This window comes from Streptococcus cristatus ATCC 51100, from assembly GCF_000222765.1.
GTDB lineage: Bacteria > Bacillota > Bacilli > Lactobacillales > Streptococcaceae > Streptococcus > Streptococcus cristatus.
Window position 1 is genome coordinate 203,236 of record NZ_AFUE01000006.1, and the last position, 16,428, is coordinate 219,663.

The window sequence follows — 16,428 nt, forward strand, 5'->3', positions numbered from 1 at the left end:
TACTCCTTGCCCCTCTCTCCAATTTGTTAGTGCAATAAAAAAAACAAACACCAAATGATGTTTGTTTTCAATCCGAACGGCCTTTGTAGGCTGTTTTTTTATTAAATCTTCAAGAAGCGTCTCATAGAAATGGATGAACCAAGTGAACCGATAAAGATTCCCAAGACTGATACAGCCCCAATCATAGCAGGGACAAACAGGTGTGGCTCAATCATGGAAAGATTTTGCGCAACGAGATTTTTATTCATGGTTTGATAGGCCATATTATAACCAAAATAAACTAAAACTACTGGCAAAACTGAACCTAGCAAACCGATCCAAGCGCCTTCAAATAGGAAGGGACCGCGGATATAGCTATTTTTTGCACCCACTAAGCGCATAATCTGAATCTCACGACTCCGCGAAATAATAGTAATCCGAATGGTATTGGAAATCAGGAAGACTGCAATAAAGATGAGCAAGCCTGCCCCTACCAGTCCCCATACTCGGATAAAATCAGATAAGGCAAAGAGTTTTTGCGTATTAGCTCCACCATCCTGCACTTCCGAAACGCCTTCCAGTTTCTTGGCTTCTGCCGCAACGGAATCTACGTATTTATGCTCTGTCGTATCGACAATGTAAGCATCATAAAGTGGGTTTGAATCCCCCTCAAAAACCTTCCATTCACTTCCCATCGTCTCTGTCAGCTTTTCGTACTGCTCTTCCTTACTTGAGTAAGTAACCTTTGAGACATGATCCATCGAAGTTAGGGCGTCATAAATCTTGTGGTAATCATTATTTTTAACTGTCTGACCTTCTTTAACGATTGTTTTGCTGTTGTCAGCGATGTCTTTGCGCATATAGACAACAATACGAACGTTGTTTGAAATATCAGACGCTAGCTTTGCGGTATTTAAAATAACAGAGGCAAAGATAGCAACTAAACTGAGAGTAATCGTAACTGAACTCACAGCTGCGACTGTCATCCAACCATTCCGCTTAAGGCTCTTAAGCGATTCAATCAAATGACGGAAAAACCTTCTAATCATCGTATCCGTATTCTCCTTCCGCCTCATCACGCACCACACGACCATTTTCGATAGCAATGACGCGGTGACGTAGGGTATTTACAATCTGACTATTGTGAGTCGCCATCAGGACTGTAGTTCCTTGCAGGTTAATGCGCTCCAGCAAATTCATGATTTCCCATGAATTATCTGGATCCAAGTTACCAGTCGGCTCGTCAGCAATCAAGACCTGAGGGTTGTTAACAATGGCACGCGCAATTGCAATCCGTTGCTGTTCTCCCCCTGATAACTCATTCGGGAAGGAGCGAACCTTGTGCTTAAGGCCAACCAGATCCAAAACTTCCATGACGCGTTTCTTGATATTTCTACGACGCTCACCGATAACTTCCATAGCATAGGCAATATTCTCATAAACGGTCTTTTTAGGAAGTAATTTATAGTCTTGGAAAACCACTCCAACTCTACGACGTAGCATTGGAATATCCCGTTTCTTGATTTTTCCCAAGTTAAACCCTGCTACAGCAAGGTTTCCTTTATCGATTTTAATTTCACGATAGAGGAGTCTAATAAAGGTTGATTTTCCTGCTCCTGATGGTCCTACAATATAGGCAAATTCACCTGGTTCGATATGTATAGATACACCACGTAGAGCAGTTGTCCCGTTGTCATACTTTTTAACAACGTCTTTCATTTCAATCATTGACATGAATTAGTACAATTCCTTTCATCAGAGTTTTTATCTAGCGATTTCACTCTGTTTTTAGTTGAGTCTCCATTTTAAATAGGCATCAATAAATCCGTCTAAGTCTCCGTCCATAACCTTATCTACCTGAGCTACTTCATAGCTGGTTCGATGATCTTTGACCATGGTATAAGGAGTGAAGACATAAGAACGAATCTGACTGCCCCAAGAAATCTCTTTTTTATCTCCCTTGAGCGAGTCGACTTCTGCTGCTTTTTTCTCTTGCTCCAACTGATAGAGCTTAGCCTGCAGCATTTTCATAGCTCGGTCACGGTTGCCATACTGGGTCCGGTCAACGGTAGACTGTACGACAATTCCTGTCGGAATATGGGTCAATCGCACACCAGTTGATACCTTATTGACATTCTGTCCGCCGGCTCCGCCTGAACGGAAAGTATCCATCTTAATGTCATCATCACGGACTTCTACTTCAATAGTATCGTCCAACTCTGGCATGACCTCTACTGAAGTAAAGGAAGTATGACGGCGTTTCGCTGAATCAAATGGCGAAATCCGAACCAAGCGGTGAACACCCATTTCTGACTTAAGCAGACCATAAGCATGCGGCCCTTCAAAGGAAAGAGTCACTGACTTAATCCCAGCCTCATCACCAGCCTGATAATCCAAGACTTCTACTTTGAAGCCCTTGGCATTGCCAAAGCGTGTGTACATCCGCAGCAGCATATCGCCCCAATCTTGAGCCTCTGTTCCACCAGAACCTGGGTGAATTTCAAGAATGGCGTTGTTATTATCATAAGGCTCTGACAGCAAGAGAGTCATCTCATAGCTAGTCATCATCTTCTCAAGCTCGGTCAACTTTTCTTCCAGCTCTTCCTGAACCGAGTCATCCTCAGCAAGAAAATCAAGCAAGATTTCCGATTCATCAAAAAGCTCGGTCATCTGATGGAAATTTTCATAGGTTTGCTTGAGTTCATTGAGCTCTTGAGATGTCTTCTGGGCTGCAATGTTGTCGTCCCAAAAGTCGGGTTCCGTCATCTTATTTTCTAAGATAGCAATTTCTTCTTCCAGACCTTCTAAGTCAAAGAGACCCCCTGAAAGAAGCTAATTTTTCACGATTTGCGTCAATCTTTTGACGAATTTCTGAAATGTCCATAAATACCTCTTTTCATATATCGTTTTATTATAACACATTTTCAGACATTTGCCTAATCGGATAATGAAGCACCTTCATTTTATACAATTTTTAGTAGATAGGCAAGAATGGGAGCGGCTTGTTACGGAATTGTTAAAAAAGTAATATAATGACATGGGGTTGGAAGAAGTATCCCAGATTACAAGGTTCTAATAATCTATTAGGTATTCGAATAGAGGTGAGACTCTCCATAAGACGCTTAAATATTTTCAAGTTTTGCAAAATATGCTAGACTAAAATCATGACAAGAATCGGATTTATGAGCGACCTCCATCTGGACTCCAATCAGTTTGGAGATTTTGAGCGGCAAACTCTTCTCCAGCTTTTAAAAGAGGAAGGGGTTGGCCACCTACACATTGCAGGAGATTTGTCCAACGACCTGACCAAGATTAGTTTGCCCTTTCTTGAAACTTTGAAGCAAGAGATTCCCCTTTCTTTTAATCTGGGAAACCACGATATGCTGGGACTTTCTGAGCAAGAAATTGGAGACTACGATTTTCAGGTCCAGCAGTTTGGTCAGACCAAGCTCGTCAGCTTTTCTGGCTGGTATGACTACAGCTTTGTTCCAGAAAAAAGCAAGGAAGAGCATCTGAGAACTAAGACTAATTTCTGGTTTGACCGCAGATTGGAACGTCAACTCGACGACCCTAGCATTACAGCTCAGACGCTGCAAGAGTTAGAAATACTGCTGGCGACTTTAGATGGCCCTATTATCGTTGCTCTGCATTTTGTCCCCCATCAAGACTTTCTATACGACCATCCCTATTTTCAGCGCTTCAACGCCTTCCTAGGAAGCCAAGCTTTTCATTGGCTCTTTGTCAAATACAAGGTGAAAGAGGTTGTTTTCGGCCATCTTCATCACCGCCACCAAAGCCGTGTTATCGAAGGCGTCCGCTACCATATGCGTCCTCTAGGCTACATCCGTGAATGGGAACTGACTCGGAACTTTTTTAATGACTTTCCTCAGTATAAGATTCCCCAGATGTACCGCCTGCACAAGCGTTATAATGCTGTTAAAGATTTAGTCGAATTTCGAGACTATAAGAAAAAACACCTAGCAGACGAATTGCGAGATGCTTTAACGGTGATTGAAGTTCAGTAATGGAATGTTTGAATAGCAGTTCTCAGCTCATCTGAGAGCTGTTTTTTGCTGTCCAACTGCACGTAGACTTCTAATAAACAGGAACGAAAATTGGAAAAAGCAATGAAGTCTTGCTTGCTTTCCAATGGGAAATTCTGTGATTGAAGCCACAGTCTGAATTCATGCTGCAACAGTTTTTCCTTTAAAACAGCTTGATAGAGCACCTGGGCTAAGCGCCAGTCCTCATCATTTCCGAAACGGACCGAAACTCTTTTAAAAACTTGATAAATGACCTCTAAAACCTCTGGCATCCTACTGGAGGGAAAGTCCGGATGACAAGCCACTTCTGTCAATAAGTCTGCTCCATGAGCGAAGGCATGAACCCAACCGTATTTCCTGGAGTAACCTCTTGTGTCTCTTTCTACTGACAAATAGCTTAGCCCCTTATCTAGTAAATAGGTTCTTTCTTGCACTGATAAAGCCTGATAATACGAAGAGTTTGGATTCCCATCACAGTTTAAGAGATTAGCATAAAGTAAAGCCGTGAAGGAACGTGTTAAGGTGGCTTGACCATTTTCGTCACTCTTGTAAAAAAGTCCTTGTCTTTTGACTGCTCCTTGAGTCAAGAAATGAAACTGGTCAACTGAAAACAGGTCGGCCTGAAGTCCCCTTGCTAAGGACGAAAAGACTAACTCATCACGGATTGTCGCTTCTGGATGACCAATATGATCCAGCAACCATAAGATTTCTTCCTCACAATATAAAGGAGAAGCTTCTTCCAACTTCTTTCGTAAGTTTTGATACATTCTTTCACCGTCCTTTCGAGTTGAACTCTTTGAAATTGATTATAACCCCTTGTACTAAAAAAAGCCATCCGTAGATGACTTTTTGCTGTTAAATAGCATTCTTGTCCATACCTAGCTTGCGTTGGATGAACTTAACAATTTCAACAATGACAATCATAGAGAAACTGCCGATCAGGACAACAGCCCATTGAGTCACATCTAACTTGGTCACATGGAAAATCTTTTCCAACGGATCAATCACAATGGTTGAAACCAATAGAATGAAAGAAACCAGAATAGACCAGTTAAAGGTCTTAGACTTGAATGGCCCAACTGTAAAGATAGATTGGTAAACAGATTTCACATTGTAAGCATGGAAGAGCTGAATAAGGCCAAGAGTTGCAAAGGCCATGGTAAGGGCATCCGCATGGATCGCTTTTACATCACCAATATGTACAGGATTGGCAATAGCATAGCCATAAACTGCCAACACCAGAGCACCTTGCAGCAATCCTTGATAGATGATGGAGCTCATGACACCACCTGAGAAGAAGCTAGACTTACGACCACGAGGCTTGTGAGTCATGACACCTGGCTCAGCAGGCTCAACACCCAAAGCAATAGCTGGGAAAGTATCCGTTACCAAGTTAATCCAAAGCAGGTGAACTGGTTGCAAGACATCCCAACCAAACAAGGTAGCTAGGAAGATGGTCAGCACTTCAGCTGTATTAGCTGAAAGGAGATACTGGATGGTCTTTTGAATGTTTGAGAAGACCTTCCGTCCTTCTTCAACAGCAACGATAATGGTCGCAAAGTTATCATCTGCGAGAATCATGTCAGAAGCTCCTTTAGAAACTTCTGTGCCTGTAATTCCCATACCGATACCGATATCAGCTGTCTTCAAAGCTGGCGCGTCATTAACACCGTCACCTGTCATGGCAACGACCTTACCTTGGTTTTGCCAAGCTTTCACGATACGAACCTTATGCTCAGGAGAAACCCGGGCGTAGACAGAGTATTGGGCAACAACTTTTTCAAATTCTTCGTCTGAAAGTTCATTGAGTTCAGCACCAGTCAAAACATGGTCTTCCGTATCTCCAGCTTCAATGATTCCCAAGCGCTTAGCAATCGCTTCTGCTGTGTCTTGGTGGTCACCCGTAATCATGATTGGACGGATTCCCGCTTCTTTAGCAACACGAACCGCTTCTGCCGCTTCGGCACGTTCAGGGTCAATCATACCGATCAAACCAGTGAAGATCAAGTTGTTTTCAAGTTCTTCAGAAGTGAGGTTTTCTGGAATGCTATCAATAATCTTGTAGGCACCAGCCAGCACGCGCAGAGCTTGGTGAGCCATTTCTGAGTTATTAGACTTGATCAACTGTGAAGTAACATCATCAATCGCCGCAATAGCTCCAGCCTTATCACGAGAAACACAGCGTTTCAAGAGTTGGTCAGGAGCTCCCTTGACCGCCACGAGGAACTTCCCGTCTGGCAATGGATGGACAGTAGACATGAGCTTACGGTCTGAGTCAAATGGCAGCTCAGCTACACGAGGATATTTCTCTAAAAATCCTTTGACATCATAACCCTTGTCCAAAGCATACTGGATGAAGGCTGTTTCTGTTGGGTCACCAATTAGCTTCCCTTCTTGGTCAATCTTGGTATCATTGGCTAAGACAACAGAACGTAAGAGTGGCAGTTCCAAGCCAAGTTCAATATCTTGTCCAGCTTCATTCAGAACTCCGTCATAAAAGACTTTTTCGACCGTCATCTTATTCATGGTCAGGGTACCGGTCTTATCTGAAGCGATAATTTCAGTTGAACCAAGCGTTTCTACTGCTGGCAACTTACGGACAATCGAATTTCGCTTAGCCAGAACCTGTGTTCCCAAAGCCAAGACGATAGTAACGATAGCAGGCAGACCTTCTGGAATAGCTGCAACTGCAAGAGCAACCGAAGTCATCAATTCACCAAGCGGATCTTTTCCTTGAATGAAAACACCGACTACAAAGGTCACCGCAGCAATCACTAGGATCGCATAGGTCAGAACCTTAGACAGGCTATTGAGATTTTGCTTGAGTGGCGTATCAGTCTCATCTGCATCTTGCAACATGCCTGCGATATGACCGACTTCTGTGTACATACCTGTATTGACAACAACCCCTACTCCTCGACCGTAAGTGACATTGGAGTTTTGGAAGGCCATATTCACACGGTCGCCAATACCAGCATCTGCTGCTACGTCGACAGTCAAATCTTTCTCAACTGGCACAGACTCACCTGTCAGAGCGGCTTCTTCGATCTTCAGGGAATTAGCTTCCAACAGTCGCATATCTGCTGGGACAACATCGCCGGCTTCCAGTCTGACAATATCGCCAGGCACCAAATCCTTAGAATCAACCTCTGTGACATGGCCATCACGCAGGACACGCGCAGCTGGGCTGGACATAGATTTGAGAGCCGCAATGGCTTCTTCAGCCTTACCTTCTTGGTAGACACCAAAGATAGCATTGATGATGACAACAGCTAAGATAATCACAGCATCCGCAATATCCTCACCACCTGACGTCACAACAGACAAGATAGCCGCTACCAACAAGATGATAATCATCAAGTCCTTGAACTGCTCAATGAATTTCATCAAGAGAGTCTTTTTCTCCCCTTCTTCCAATTCATTACGGCCGTAGTCCGCCAAACGTTGCTGGGCTTGGCTGCTGGTCAACCCTTGTTCGGAAGCTTCCATTGCTTGCAAAACTTCCTCAGGACTTTGCGTATAAAAAGCTTGGCGCTTTTGTTCTTTTGACAAAATGTCTCCTCCTTTTGATGGGCCTCTTTCAAAATAAACAAAAAAGAGACCTGTTTATTAACAAGTCTCGCTATTTCATACAAGGCCGGAAATTTCTTTCGTATTGACGACCTTGTAACGGTAAAACCGTTAGCTACTCCCTTGAGTGTATTTATTATACCAAAATTTTTGTATTTTTCAAGGCAGAGCTGTTATTTTTCAAACTTTTCTTCCGTCCATTCGATTTTCATCTGATAGGAAGCAAAAAGCTGATCATCGTCGGCCCTTTTCAAATCATAATGAAGTTCCAAAGCCTGATTTTCTACATCTAACTGATAGTGCTGAGTGTCTGTCACAAACTGTTGAGCCCCCAGCGGAGTCGGGATAGATACTAAATGCTGACCATTCTTGATAAAATGAAGAATGGTTTTCGGCTCAGAAAAGCGGGTCATGGTCAGCTTGTCTTCATTAAATTTCAGAACGACCTTTTCCTGCTCTTCACTCTGATAAACCAAATAGTGATTGCTTCCTTTTTTTGTCCACTCTACATCATAGACTTGGTCAATCAACTCCATTTGCTCATCTAATTTGATTTGATTTCTCATTCTAATTTTCATGATTTTCTCACATTCCTTGTTTCTTTCCTCTATTTTACCAAAAATTTCTTGAGAATTCTTCCTTTCTACTTCAGGCTTTGAATGTCGTCCACTGAGCATTTATGATATAATAGGACTATGATTGAAAAAGTATTTCGAGATCCCGTCCATAATTATGTGCATGTGGATCATCAGGTCATTTATGATTTAATCAATACCAAAGAATTTCAACGGCTGCGTCGCATCAAACAGCTGGGCACTTCTGGCTATACTTTTCACGGCGGGGAGCACAGCCGTTTTTCGCATTGTCTGGGAGCTTACGAGATTGCCCGACGCATCACCAAGATTTTCAATGAAAAATATAGCGATGTCTGGGATAGTCACGAAAGCCTGCTAACCATGACAGCCGCTCTCCTGCATGACTTGGGACATGGCGCTTATTCACATACTTTTGAGCGTCTCTTTGATACCGATCATGAGGACATTACGCGGCAAATCATCACCAGTCCTGAAACAGAGATTCATCAGGCCTTGGTGCAGGTTTCGCCAGATTTTCCAGAAAAGGTAGCTAGTGTTATTAACCATACCTATCCCAATAAGCAGGTGGTCCAGCTGATTTCCAGCCAGATTGATGTGGATCGGATGGATTATCTCTTGCGGGATTCCTTCTTTACTGGTGCTTCCTATGGGCAATTTGACTTAACCAGAATTTTACGAGTGATTTGTCCAGTAGAAAATGGCATCGCCTTCAAGCGCAATGGCATGCATGCGGTAGAAGATTACGTTGTCAGCCGCTACCAGATGTACATGCAGGTTTATTTCCACCCGGCCAGCAGGGCTATGGAAGTTTTGCTGCAAAATCTGCTCAAGCGGGCCAAGTTTCTCTATCCGGCTCAGAAGGATTATTTTGCGCTGTCATCGCCCAATCTCATTCCATTCTTTGAAAACAGAGTGACCCTGCAGGATTATCTGGCTTTGGATGATGGTGTTATGAATACCTATTTCCAAGTTTGGATGACGAGTCCCGACAAGATTTTATCTGACTTGGCTCAGCGTTTTATCAACCGCAAGGTCTTTAAGTCTATCGTCTTCTCTCAGGAAAACGAAACACATTTGGATATCATGCGAGACCTAGTTGGACAGGTTGGCTTTGACCCTGATTACTATACTGCTATTCATCGTAATTTTGATTTGCCTTATGATTTCTACCGACCTGACGTTGAAAAACCCCGGACCCAGATTGAAATTCTGCAAAAAGATGGCAGCCTAGCAGAACTGTCCAGCCTGTCTCCTATCGTTCATTCGCTAGCCGGGACCAGACAAGGCGATAATCGCTTCTACTTCCCCAAGGAAATGCTAGCAGAGACCGGACTTTTCAGCGAAAAAAACCAGACCTTTATGCACTATATCAAAAACGACCAATTTACCTACGGAGAATAATATGTCTATCAAATTAGTTGCCGTCGACATTGACGGCACCCTTTTAAATAACCAAAAAGAAATCACTCCTGAAGTCTTCAGCGCTATTCAGGATGCCAAGGCTGCTGGTGTCAAGATCGTCATTGCAACCGGCCGTCCTATTGCAGGAGTTCAAAAGCTTCTCGAGGAGCTAGAGCTTAATCAGCCAGACAACTATGTCGTTACCTTCAACGGCGGACTGGTGCAGGATACTGTTACAGGTCAAGAATTAATCAAGGAAACACTGACTTATGACGACTATCTCGATATCGAACTGCTCGGGCGAAAATTAGGCGTTCACATGCATGCCATCACCAAGGACGGCATTTATACTGCCAATCGCAACATCGGCAAGTACACTGTTTACGAGTCCAATCTTGTTAACATGCCTATCTTCTACCGCACGCCTGAAGAAATGACTGATAAAGAAATCGTCAAGTGCATGTATATTGATGAGCCAGAAATTCTGGATGCGGCCATTGCCAAGCTTCCACCAGAATTGGCCGAAAAATATACACTGGTTAAATCCGCTCCTTTCTATCTAGAAATTGTCAAAAAAACTGTCAATAAAGGAGCTGCTATCCTCCATCTAGCTGAAAAACTTGGCTTGAGCAAGGAGCAGACCATGGCTATTGGTGATGAAGAAAATGACCGTGCCATGCTGGAAGCAGTCGGATCTCCTGTTGTCATGGAAAACGGCAGAGAAGAACTCAAGAAAATCGCCAAATACATCACCAAGTCGAACGAAGAATCCGGCGTAGCACACGCTATTAGAGAGTGGGTTTTAAAATAATGTTTAGCTACAAAATTGGAATTTCAGCTCAGGAACACGATGATTTTGTCACGGCTCATCCGCAGGCCAATCTCCTGCAGAGCTCTGCTTGGGCTCAAATCAAGGACAACTGGGGAAATGAACGCTTGGGCTTCTACAAAGACGGCCACTTGGTTGCTGCAGCCAGTGTCCTGATTAAACCACTGCCCTTGGGGATGACCATGCTTTATATCCCTCGCGGTCCTATTATGGACTATAGTGACAAGGAGCTGCTGACCTTTGTTTTGGCGTCGCTCAAGAAATTTGCCAAGGAGAAAAAAGCGCTCTTTGTCAAGTTTGACCCTAGCCTCTTTCTGGCAGAAAGCAAGATGGGTGGCGAATTGCAAGACAAAGCCGAGACGGTTGAGCTTATTCAACAGTTGCAGCAGGCAGGCGCTGTCTGGGTCGGACGGACTGAGTCTCTGGATGAAACCATCCAGCCTCGCTTGCAGGCCAATATCCATAAAGAAGATTTCAGCGAGGATTTGCTTTCTAAGAGTACTCGCCAGGCTATTCGTACAGCCCGAAACAAAGGCATCCAAATCCAATTTGGCGGAGCAGAATTACTGGATGACTTTTCAGCCCTGATGAAGAAGACAGAAAACAGAAAAAACATCCACCTACGCGGCAAAGACTATTATCAAAAACTCTTGGATACTTATCCTGATCACTCCTACATCACCTTGTCCAGCATTGATCTAAAGGCACGATTGGAAGACTTGCAGGCTCAGCTGACCAAGACACTCAAGGAAGCAGAGAAATTTACCGAAAAAACCAAGCCTGGCAAGATTGAGAATAACCAGCAAGAACAGAAACGCCTCCAAGAAGAGATTGACTTTCTGCAGGACAAAATCAGCCAAGGTGCTACTGTCGTTCCCCTGTCTGGCACACTGGTCTTGGAATACGGCAAAACCTCGGAAAATATCTATGCCGGAATGGACGAGGAATACCGTCGTTATCAGCCTGCCATCATCACTTGGTACGAAACGGCCAAACATGCTTTTGAGCGCGGAGCAGATTGGCAAAATATGGGCGGAATCGAAAACGACCTCAAGGGTGGTCTCTATAGCTTTAAATCCAAGTTCAATCCGACCATTGAAGAATTCGCTGGTGAATTTAACCTACCAACTAATCCCCTCTACCACCTCTCCAATCTGGCCTACACTCTCAGAAAGAAACTGCGTAGCAAGCATTAAAAGAAAGGAAGCCTATGACCTTTAAACTTCTCAGCCAAGAAGAATTCATCCAGCATACCTCAGCTAGCTCCCAACGCTCTTTTATGCAGACCGTAGAAATGGCAGAGCTACTGAGCAAGCGGGGCTTCAGTACCCAGTATGTCGGCTACACCGACCCGCAGGGACAGGTAATGGTGTCTGCTGTCCTCTATAGTATGCCTATGACTGGCGGCCTTCATATGGAAATCAACTGCGGTCCTGTCTCTACTGATGCTCAATACCTGACTCCTTTCTATCAAGCTTTGCAAGCCTATGCTAAAAAAGAAGGTGCCCTAGAGCTGATCATCAAGCCCTATGAGACTTATCAGACCTTTGACAGCAATGGCCAGCCTACATCTGAAGAAAAAGTCGAGCTTATCCAGCAACTGACTGATTTGGGCTTTGCCTTTGACGGCCTACAGACGGGCTATCCAGGCGGGGAGCCTGATTGGCATTATGTCAAAGACTTAGCTGGTCTGACGGAGAAAGACTTGCTCAAGTCCTTCAGTAAAAGCGGTAAAGCGACAGTCAAAAAGGCGAACACCTTTGGTATCAAGCTTAAAAGACTGGAACGCGACCAACTCAGCATTTTCAAAGATATCACGGCTGCTACCTCTGACCGACGAGAATATGATGACAAGTCACTAGACTACTATCAAGATTTTTATGATAGCTTTGGTCAGCAAGCAGACTTTATGACAGCCAGTCTCAACTTCAAGGACTATCTTTACAACTTACAAAAAGATCAAGAAAAACTGGGCCAGAAAATTCAGAAACTGAAGGCAGACTTGGAAAAGACTCCTCAATCTGAAAAGAAGCAAAACCAGCTGCGAGAGCTTTCCAGCCAGTTTGATAGCTTCGAAACTCGCAAAGCAGAGGCCCAAGAGCTGATTGACAAGTATGGTGACCAAGACCAAATTCTGGCTGCCAGCCTCTTTATCTACACCCCTCAGGAAGCAACCTATCTCTTCAGCGGCTCCTATCCTGAGTTTAATAAATTCTACGCCCCTGCCCTGCTGCAGGAATACGTTATGACTGAAAGCATCAAGAGAGGTATTCCATTTTATAATTTCCTCGGTATTATAGGAATTTTCGACGGTTCTGACGGTGTTCTGCGCTTCAAACAGAACTTCAACGGCTTCATCGTTCGAAAAATGGGAACTTTCCGTTATTATCCCAACCCACTCAAGTTTAAGCTGCTTCAGCTCATAAAGAAAATTCTAAGACGTTAAAAAACCAAGGTTCCCCTTGGTTTTTTGTGTGTCTATTTATAACGAGGTGTCGCAAAACCACGGATATTTCCATGACCAATACGGTAAGTATTACGTTTAACTTCGTTGTTACTGTTGCCTTCAATCGTGTGAATGATGCCATTTTCGACTTTTTCGACAATACCGATATGATCAGCCCAGCCATCATTTTGCTGGCTATTTTGATCCCAGTTAAAGGTGATGATATCGCCCGCTTTAGGTGTAGAATTACCATCTTCATTCCAGATACCTAGACGTTTAAAGATATGAATATGGCGCTCAACACCGCATTCACGACCAATAAGATCGCTCAAGCCTTCTCTTTGGAAAATAACTGTCGTGAAAATGTCGCACCAGTCATCTGAATTCTTCACAGCATAACCGACTGGTAGAGGTCTAACGCTATTATAGTCATTGACCAGACGGTGGTGCTCAGCACTGCCTCCCTTGACGCCAACCATCGCTGCTGCTGCTGCAAGAACACGATCACGCTGACTGCTAGGCGATTGAGGATGTTTAATAGAAACCGTAGTTTTCTCTCCACCAGCTCCTTGCAGCTGATTGCGATTGTTCAAGTAATATAGGTGAACATTGTACTCGCCTTGGCTATTTTTATGGTCTCTTGCATAAACATGCTTGCGATAAGTACCATCAGCTTGGCGTTCCGCCGTATACCATTGAATATCATCTTGTCCGTTTTCACTGGACCAAGTTGGAAGGTAGACTTCTTTGACCCCTTCTGGAGCTACAACACCAGAAACGACAATATCAAATTCACCAGTTTCATTATTTTTATTTTGGATACTGATTTTGCCCTGTGGTTTCTCCCCTATCGCAATGGACACCTTAGTCGTTGTACCACCAACGCCAACTAACTTGCCGTCGTTTTGGACATAGTACAAGTGGACACTATAGTCGCCGACAGAGTTCTTATGCTCACTAGCACGAACAGTGAATTTATATGTACCGTCTGACTGTTTCTGTGCCTTGTGCCAGATGATGTCATCCTGACCCTGTTCATTTGACCAAGTTGGAAGTAAGACTTCACGAACACCTTGCGGGCTAGAAACCTCGGATACGATCACGTCGAATGTACCGGTCTTAGGATCGTTGTTGGCAATAGTCAGCTTGCCCTCTGGTTTCGCAACTGAAGCAAGGCTAACCTTAGTCGTTGTACCACCAACGCCGACCATCTTGCCGTCGTTTTGGATATAGTACAAGTGGACACTGTAGTCACCAACGGAATTCTTATGCTCGCTAGAACGGACGGTGAATTTATATGTACCGTCTGACTGTCTTTGTGCCTTGTGCCAGATGATGTCATCCTGATCTTGTTCATGCGACCAAGTTGGAAGCAAGACTTCACGAACACCTTGCGGGCTAGAAACCTCGGAAACGATCACATCGAATGTACCCGTCTTGGGATTGTTGTTGGCAATAGTCAGCTTGCCTTCTGGTTTCGCAACTGAAACCTTAGTCGTTGTACCACCAACGCCGACTAACTTGCCGTCACCTTGAACGTAATACAAGTGAACACTGTAGTCACCAACAGAATTCTTATGCTCGCTAGAACGAACCGTGAATTTATATGTACCGTCTGACTGTTTCTGCGCCTTGTGCCAAATGATGTCGTCCTGACCTTGATCATTTGACCAAGTTGGAAGCAGTACTTCACGAACCCCTTGTGGGCTAGAAACCTCGGACACGATCACATCGAATGTACCGGTCTTGGGATCGTTGTTGGCAATAGTCAGCTTGCCTTCTGGCTTCGCAACTGAAACCTTAGTTGTTGTACCACCGACACCGACTAACTTACCGTCGTTTTGGATATAGTACAAGTGGACACTGTAGTCACCAACGGAATTCTTATGCTCGCTAGCACGAACGGTGAATTTATATGTACCGTCTGACTGTTTCTGTGCCTTGTGCCAGATGATGTCATCCTGACCTTGCTCATTTGACCAAGTGGGAAGTAAGACTTCACGAACGCCTTGTGGGCTAGAAACCTCAGAAACAATCACATCGAATGTACCGGTCTTGGGATTGTTGTTGGCAATAGTCAACTTACCTTCTGGTTTCGCAACGGAAGCAAGACTAACCTTAGTCGTCGTACCACCAACGCCAACCAACTTGCCGTCACCTTGAACGTAATACAAATGAACATTGTATTCGCCCATAGAGCCTTTATGGTTGGCAGAATTCACTGTCAGCTTATAAGTTCCGTTGGCTTGCTTCGTTGCAGTGTACCAAACAATATCATCTTGTCCACGCTCACTAGACCAAGTCGGAAGTTTAACTTCCTGAACTCCATGTGGTGCGGAAACTTCGGAAACAACAACATCAAATGTACCAGTTTTTGGATTATTATTTTGAATACTAATCTTACCTGTCAGCGGTTGTTTAACCAAAGTAGCTCTAGCAGTAAATCTACCAGAGTAGTCAATACTTTGATCGAAAACATGCTTACCAGAAAGCAGCTGCGCTTGAGAAGTAAATTGCCAAGCTCCTGCTCTGCTATTGTACTTCAAACTTTTAGCATCATTTGCACTTAGCTTCGGTGCTGGATACTGAGCAATCCAAAAATTATCAAGGCCAAAGAGAGATGTATTGATTGAACCTTTGTGGCGTAGGTTGTTCTGGTCAACCCAGCTAGCGCTCGTGTAATACATCAGATTTGCATATCCCTGCTTGCGCATTTCATCTGCCCAAGCCTGAGTATGCTGGTTGATCCCCGTTTGCATTTTAGGGTCTTCCATATCATTGACCATGACTGTATTTTTAGGCAAGGACAGTTTATTAGCAAAAGCAGCATAGTAACGGGCCTCTGCTCTCGCTTCTGCATCATTTGTATAATGCGAGAAGGCATAGGTTGATACTTGCAAACCAGCTGCTTGCGCATTTCGAACCTGCGACTCAGCAAAAGGATTAGTATAGTGGGTTCCTTCTGTCAGTTTGACAACGACACCGCCAACACCTTTGGATGCTAATTGGCGATAATCTTCTACGCTGATATGGCCGTTATGACTACTCACATCCACAAAGGTAGAGCCCTTGATTTCTGCTTGTGAATTCCCACGCGCTGTTTGTCCAGATAAAGAAGCTGCATTATAAAAAGAAGTACTGCCTTTTTTGGATGCAGGACTGGCGCTGATCGCTGGGGAAGTCTGCTCAGCCTTTACTGGATTCTGAATCGCTTCAGAAGTAGCTATCTTTGCTTGTTCACTCGCTTTATTTTCTGGTACATTTTCCTTGACCAGACTAGCAGCAGGTGCCAGATTTTCTGGTGCCTTGTATACTGTACTAGCTTCAGATTTTTCGGCCGAGCTTTCTTGTTTGACTTGACGATCTGTGGATACCGCTTCTGGTAAGGATACCTGCTGAGGTTGATGATCCTTTTCTACTTGAAGTTCTGCCTTAGCTACTTCAGGGGCTGTGGTTGTCGGAGTATTTTCTTCTGCCTGTACCACGTTAGCCGTTGCTGCTAGCAATATGGCAGTGCTGGCTAAATAGATAAGTTCCTTTGATTTCACCTTTTTTCTCCAAACT

General features: G+C 44.0%; 12 protein-coding genes. 5 read left to right on the forward strand and 7 right to left on the reverse strand.

What is annotated here, in order from left to right; all coding sequences use genetic code 11:
• Window positions 1–101 precede the first annotated feature (101 nt).
• The 3 genes from ftsX to prfB form a co-directional block, all read right to left on the reverse strand.
• Complete coding sequence (gene ftsX, locus HMPREF9960_RS04490) at window positions 102–1,028, reverse strand: permease-like cell division protein FtsX (RefSeq protein WP_005589699.1); 927 nt, start codon at window positions 1,026–1,028, stop codon at window positions 102–104.
• Window positions 1,021–1,713 carry a cell division ATP-binding protein FtsE gene (gene ftsE, locus HMPREF9960_RS04495; RefSeq protein ID WP_005589698.1) on the reverse strand — a complete coding sequence of 231 codons (693 nt, stop codon included), beginning with the start codon at window positions 1,711–1,713 and terminating at the stop codon, window positions 1,021–1,023. Before ftsE ends, ftsX begins: the two co-directional genes overlap by 8 nt.
• A gap of 54 nt (window positions 1,714–1,767) precedes the next feature.
• Window positions 1,768–2,863, reverse strand: a protein-coding gene (prfB, locus tag HMPREF9960_RS04500; protein WP_111705360.1) for a peptide chain release factor 2 whose coding sequence is annotated in 2 segments (ribosomal slippage) — window positions 1,768–2,790 and window positions 2,792–2,863 — 1,095 coding nt in all. Because the reading frame shifts where the segments join, the coding sequence is not laid out codon by codon here.
• 280 nt (window positions 2,864–3,143) lie between these two features.
• Here prfB and HMPREF9960_RS04505 point away from each other — a divergent pair.
• Window positions 3,144–4,004: a metallophosphoesterase gene (locus HMPREF9960_RS04505; protein ID WP_005589696.1), complete on the forward strand. Its 861-nt coding sequence runs from the start codon at window positions 3,144–3,146 to the stop codon at window positions 4,002–4,004.
• On the opposite strand, the gene HMPREF9960_RS04510 is transcribed toward HMPREF9960_RS04505, so the two are convergent.
• The 3 genes from HMPREF9960_RS04510 to HMPREF9960_RS04520 all read right to left on the reverse strand — a co-directional run bounded on the left by HMPREF9960_RS04510 (window position 3,998) and on the right by HMPREF9960_RS04520 (window position 8,170).
• Complete coding sequence (locus HMPREF9960_RS04510; RefSeq protein WP_005589695.1) at window positions 3,998–4,789, reverse strand: DUF2785 domain-containing protein; 792 nt, start codon at window positions 4,787–4,789, stop codon at window positions 3,998–4,000. The genes HMPREF9960_RS04505 and HMPREF9960_RS04510 overlap by 7 nt on opposite strands.
• A gap of 88 nt (window positions 4,790–4,877) precedes the next feature.
• Window positions 4,878–7,574, reverse strand: a complete 2,697-nt coding sequence (locus tag HMPREF9960_RS04515) for a cation-translocating P-type ATPase (protein ID WP_005589694.1) — start codon at window positions 7,572–7,574, stop codon at window positions 4,878–4,880.
• Window positions 7,575–7,765: 191 nt separating this feature from the next.
• Window positions 7,766–8,170: a YwiB family protein gene (locus HMPREF9960_RS04520; protein WP_037586177.1), complete on the reverse strand. Its 405-nt coding sequence runs from the start codon at window positions 8,168–8,170 to the stop codon at window positions 7,766–7,768.
• A gap of 117 nt (window positions 8,171–8,287) precedes the next feature.
• Here HMPREF9960_RS04520 and HMPREF9960_RS04525 point away from each other — a divergent pair, with 117 nt between their 5' ends.
• Genes HMPREF9960_RS04525 through HMPREF9960_RS04540 form a run of 4 tightly spaced genes read left to right on the forward strand, consistent with a single transcriptional unit; the run spans window position 8,288 to window position 12,864 of the window.
• Window positions 8,288–9,589 carry an HD domain-containing protein gene (locus HMPREF9960_RS04525; protein ID WP_005589692.1) on the forward strand — a complete coding sequence of 434 codons (1,302 nt, stop codon included), beginning with the start codon at window positions 8,288–8,290 and terminating at the stop codon, window positions 9,587–9,589.
• 1 nt (window position 9,590) lies between these two features.
• Window positions 9,591–10,400, forward strand: coding sequence for a sugar-phosphatase (gene yidA, locus HMPREF9960_RS04530; RefSeq protein ID WP_005589691.1), 810 nt, complete (start codon window positions 9,591–9,593; stop codon window positions 10,398–10,400).
• A complete protein-coding gene (locus tag HMPREF9960_RS04535) occupies window positions 10,400–11,614 on the forward strand; it encodes an aminoacyltransferase (protein ID WP_005589690.1) in 1,215 nt (404 codons plus the stop codon). Before yidA ends, HMPREF9960_RS04535 begins: the two co-directional genes overlap by 1 nt.
• A gap of 14 nt (window positions 11,615–11,628) precedes the next feature.
• The gene (locus HMPREF9960_RS04540; protein WP_005589689.1) at window positions 11,629–12,864 is read left to right on the forward strand and encodes an aminoacyltransferase; all 1,236 of its coding nucleotides are present in this window, start codon (window positions 11,629–11,631) and stop codon (window positions 12,862–12,864) included.
• A gap of 32 nt (window positions 12,865–12,896) precedes the next feature.
• On the opposite strand, the gene HMPREF9960_RS04545 is transcribed toward HMPREF9960_RS04540, so the two are convergent.
• The gene (locus HMPREF9960_RS04545; protein WP_037586179.1) at window positions 12,897–16,412 is read right to left on the reverse strand and encodes a GBS Bsp-like repeat-containing protein; all 3,516 of its coding nucleotides are present in this window, start codon (window positions 16,410–16,412) and stop codon (window positions 12,897–12,899) included.
• Window positions 16,413–16,428: the final 16 nt, after the last annotated feature.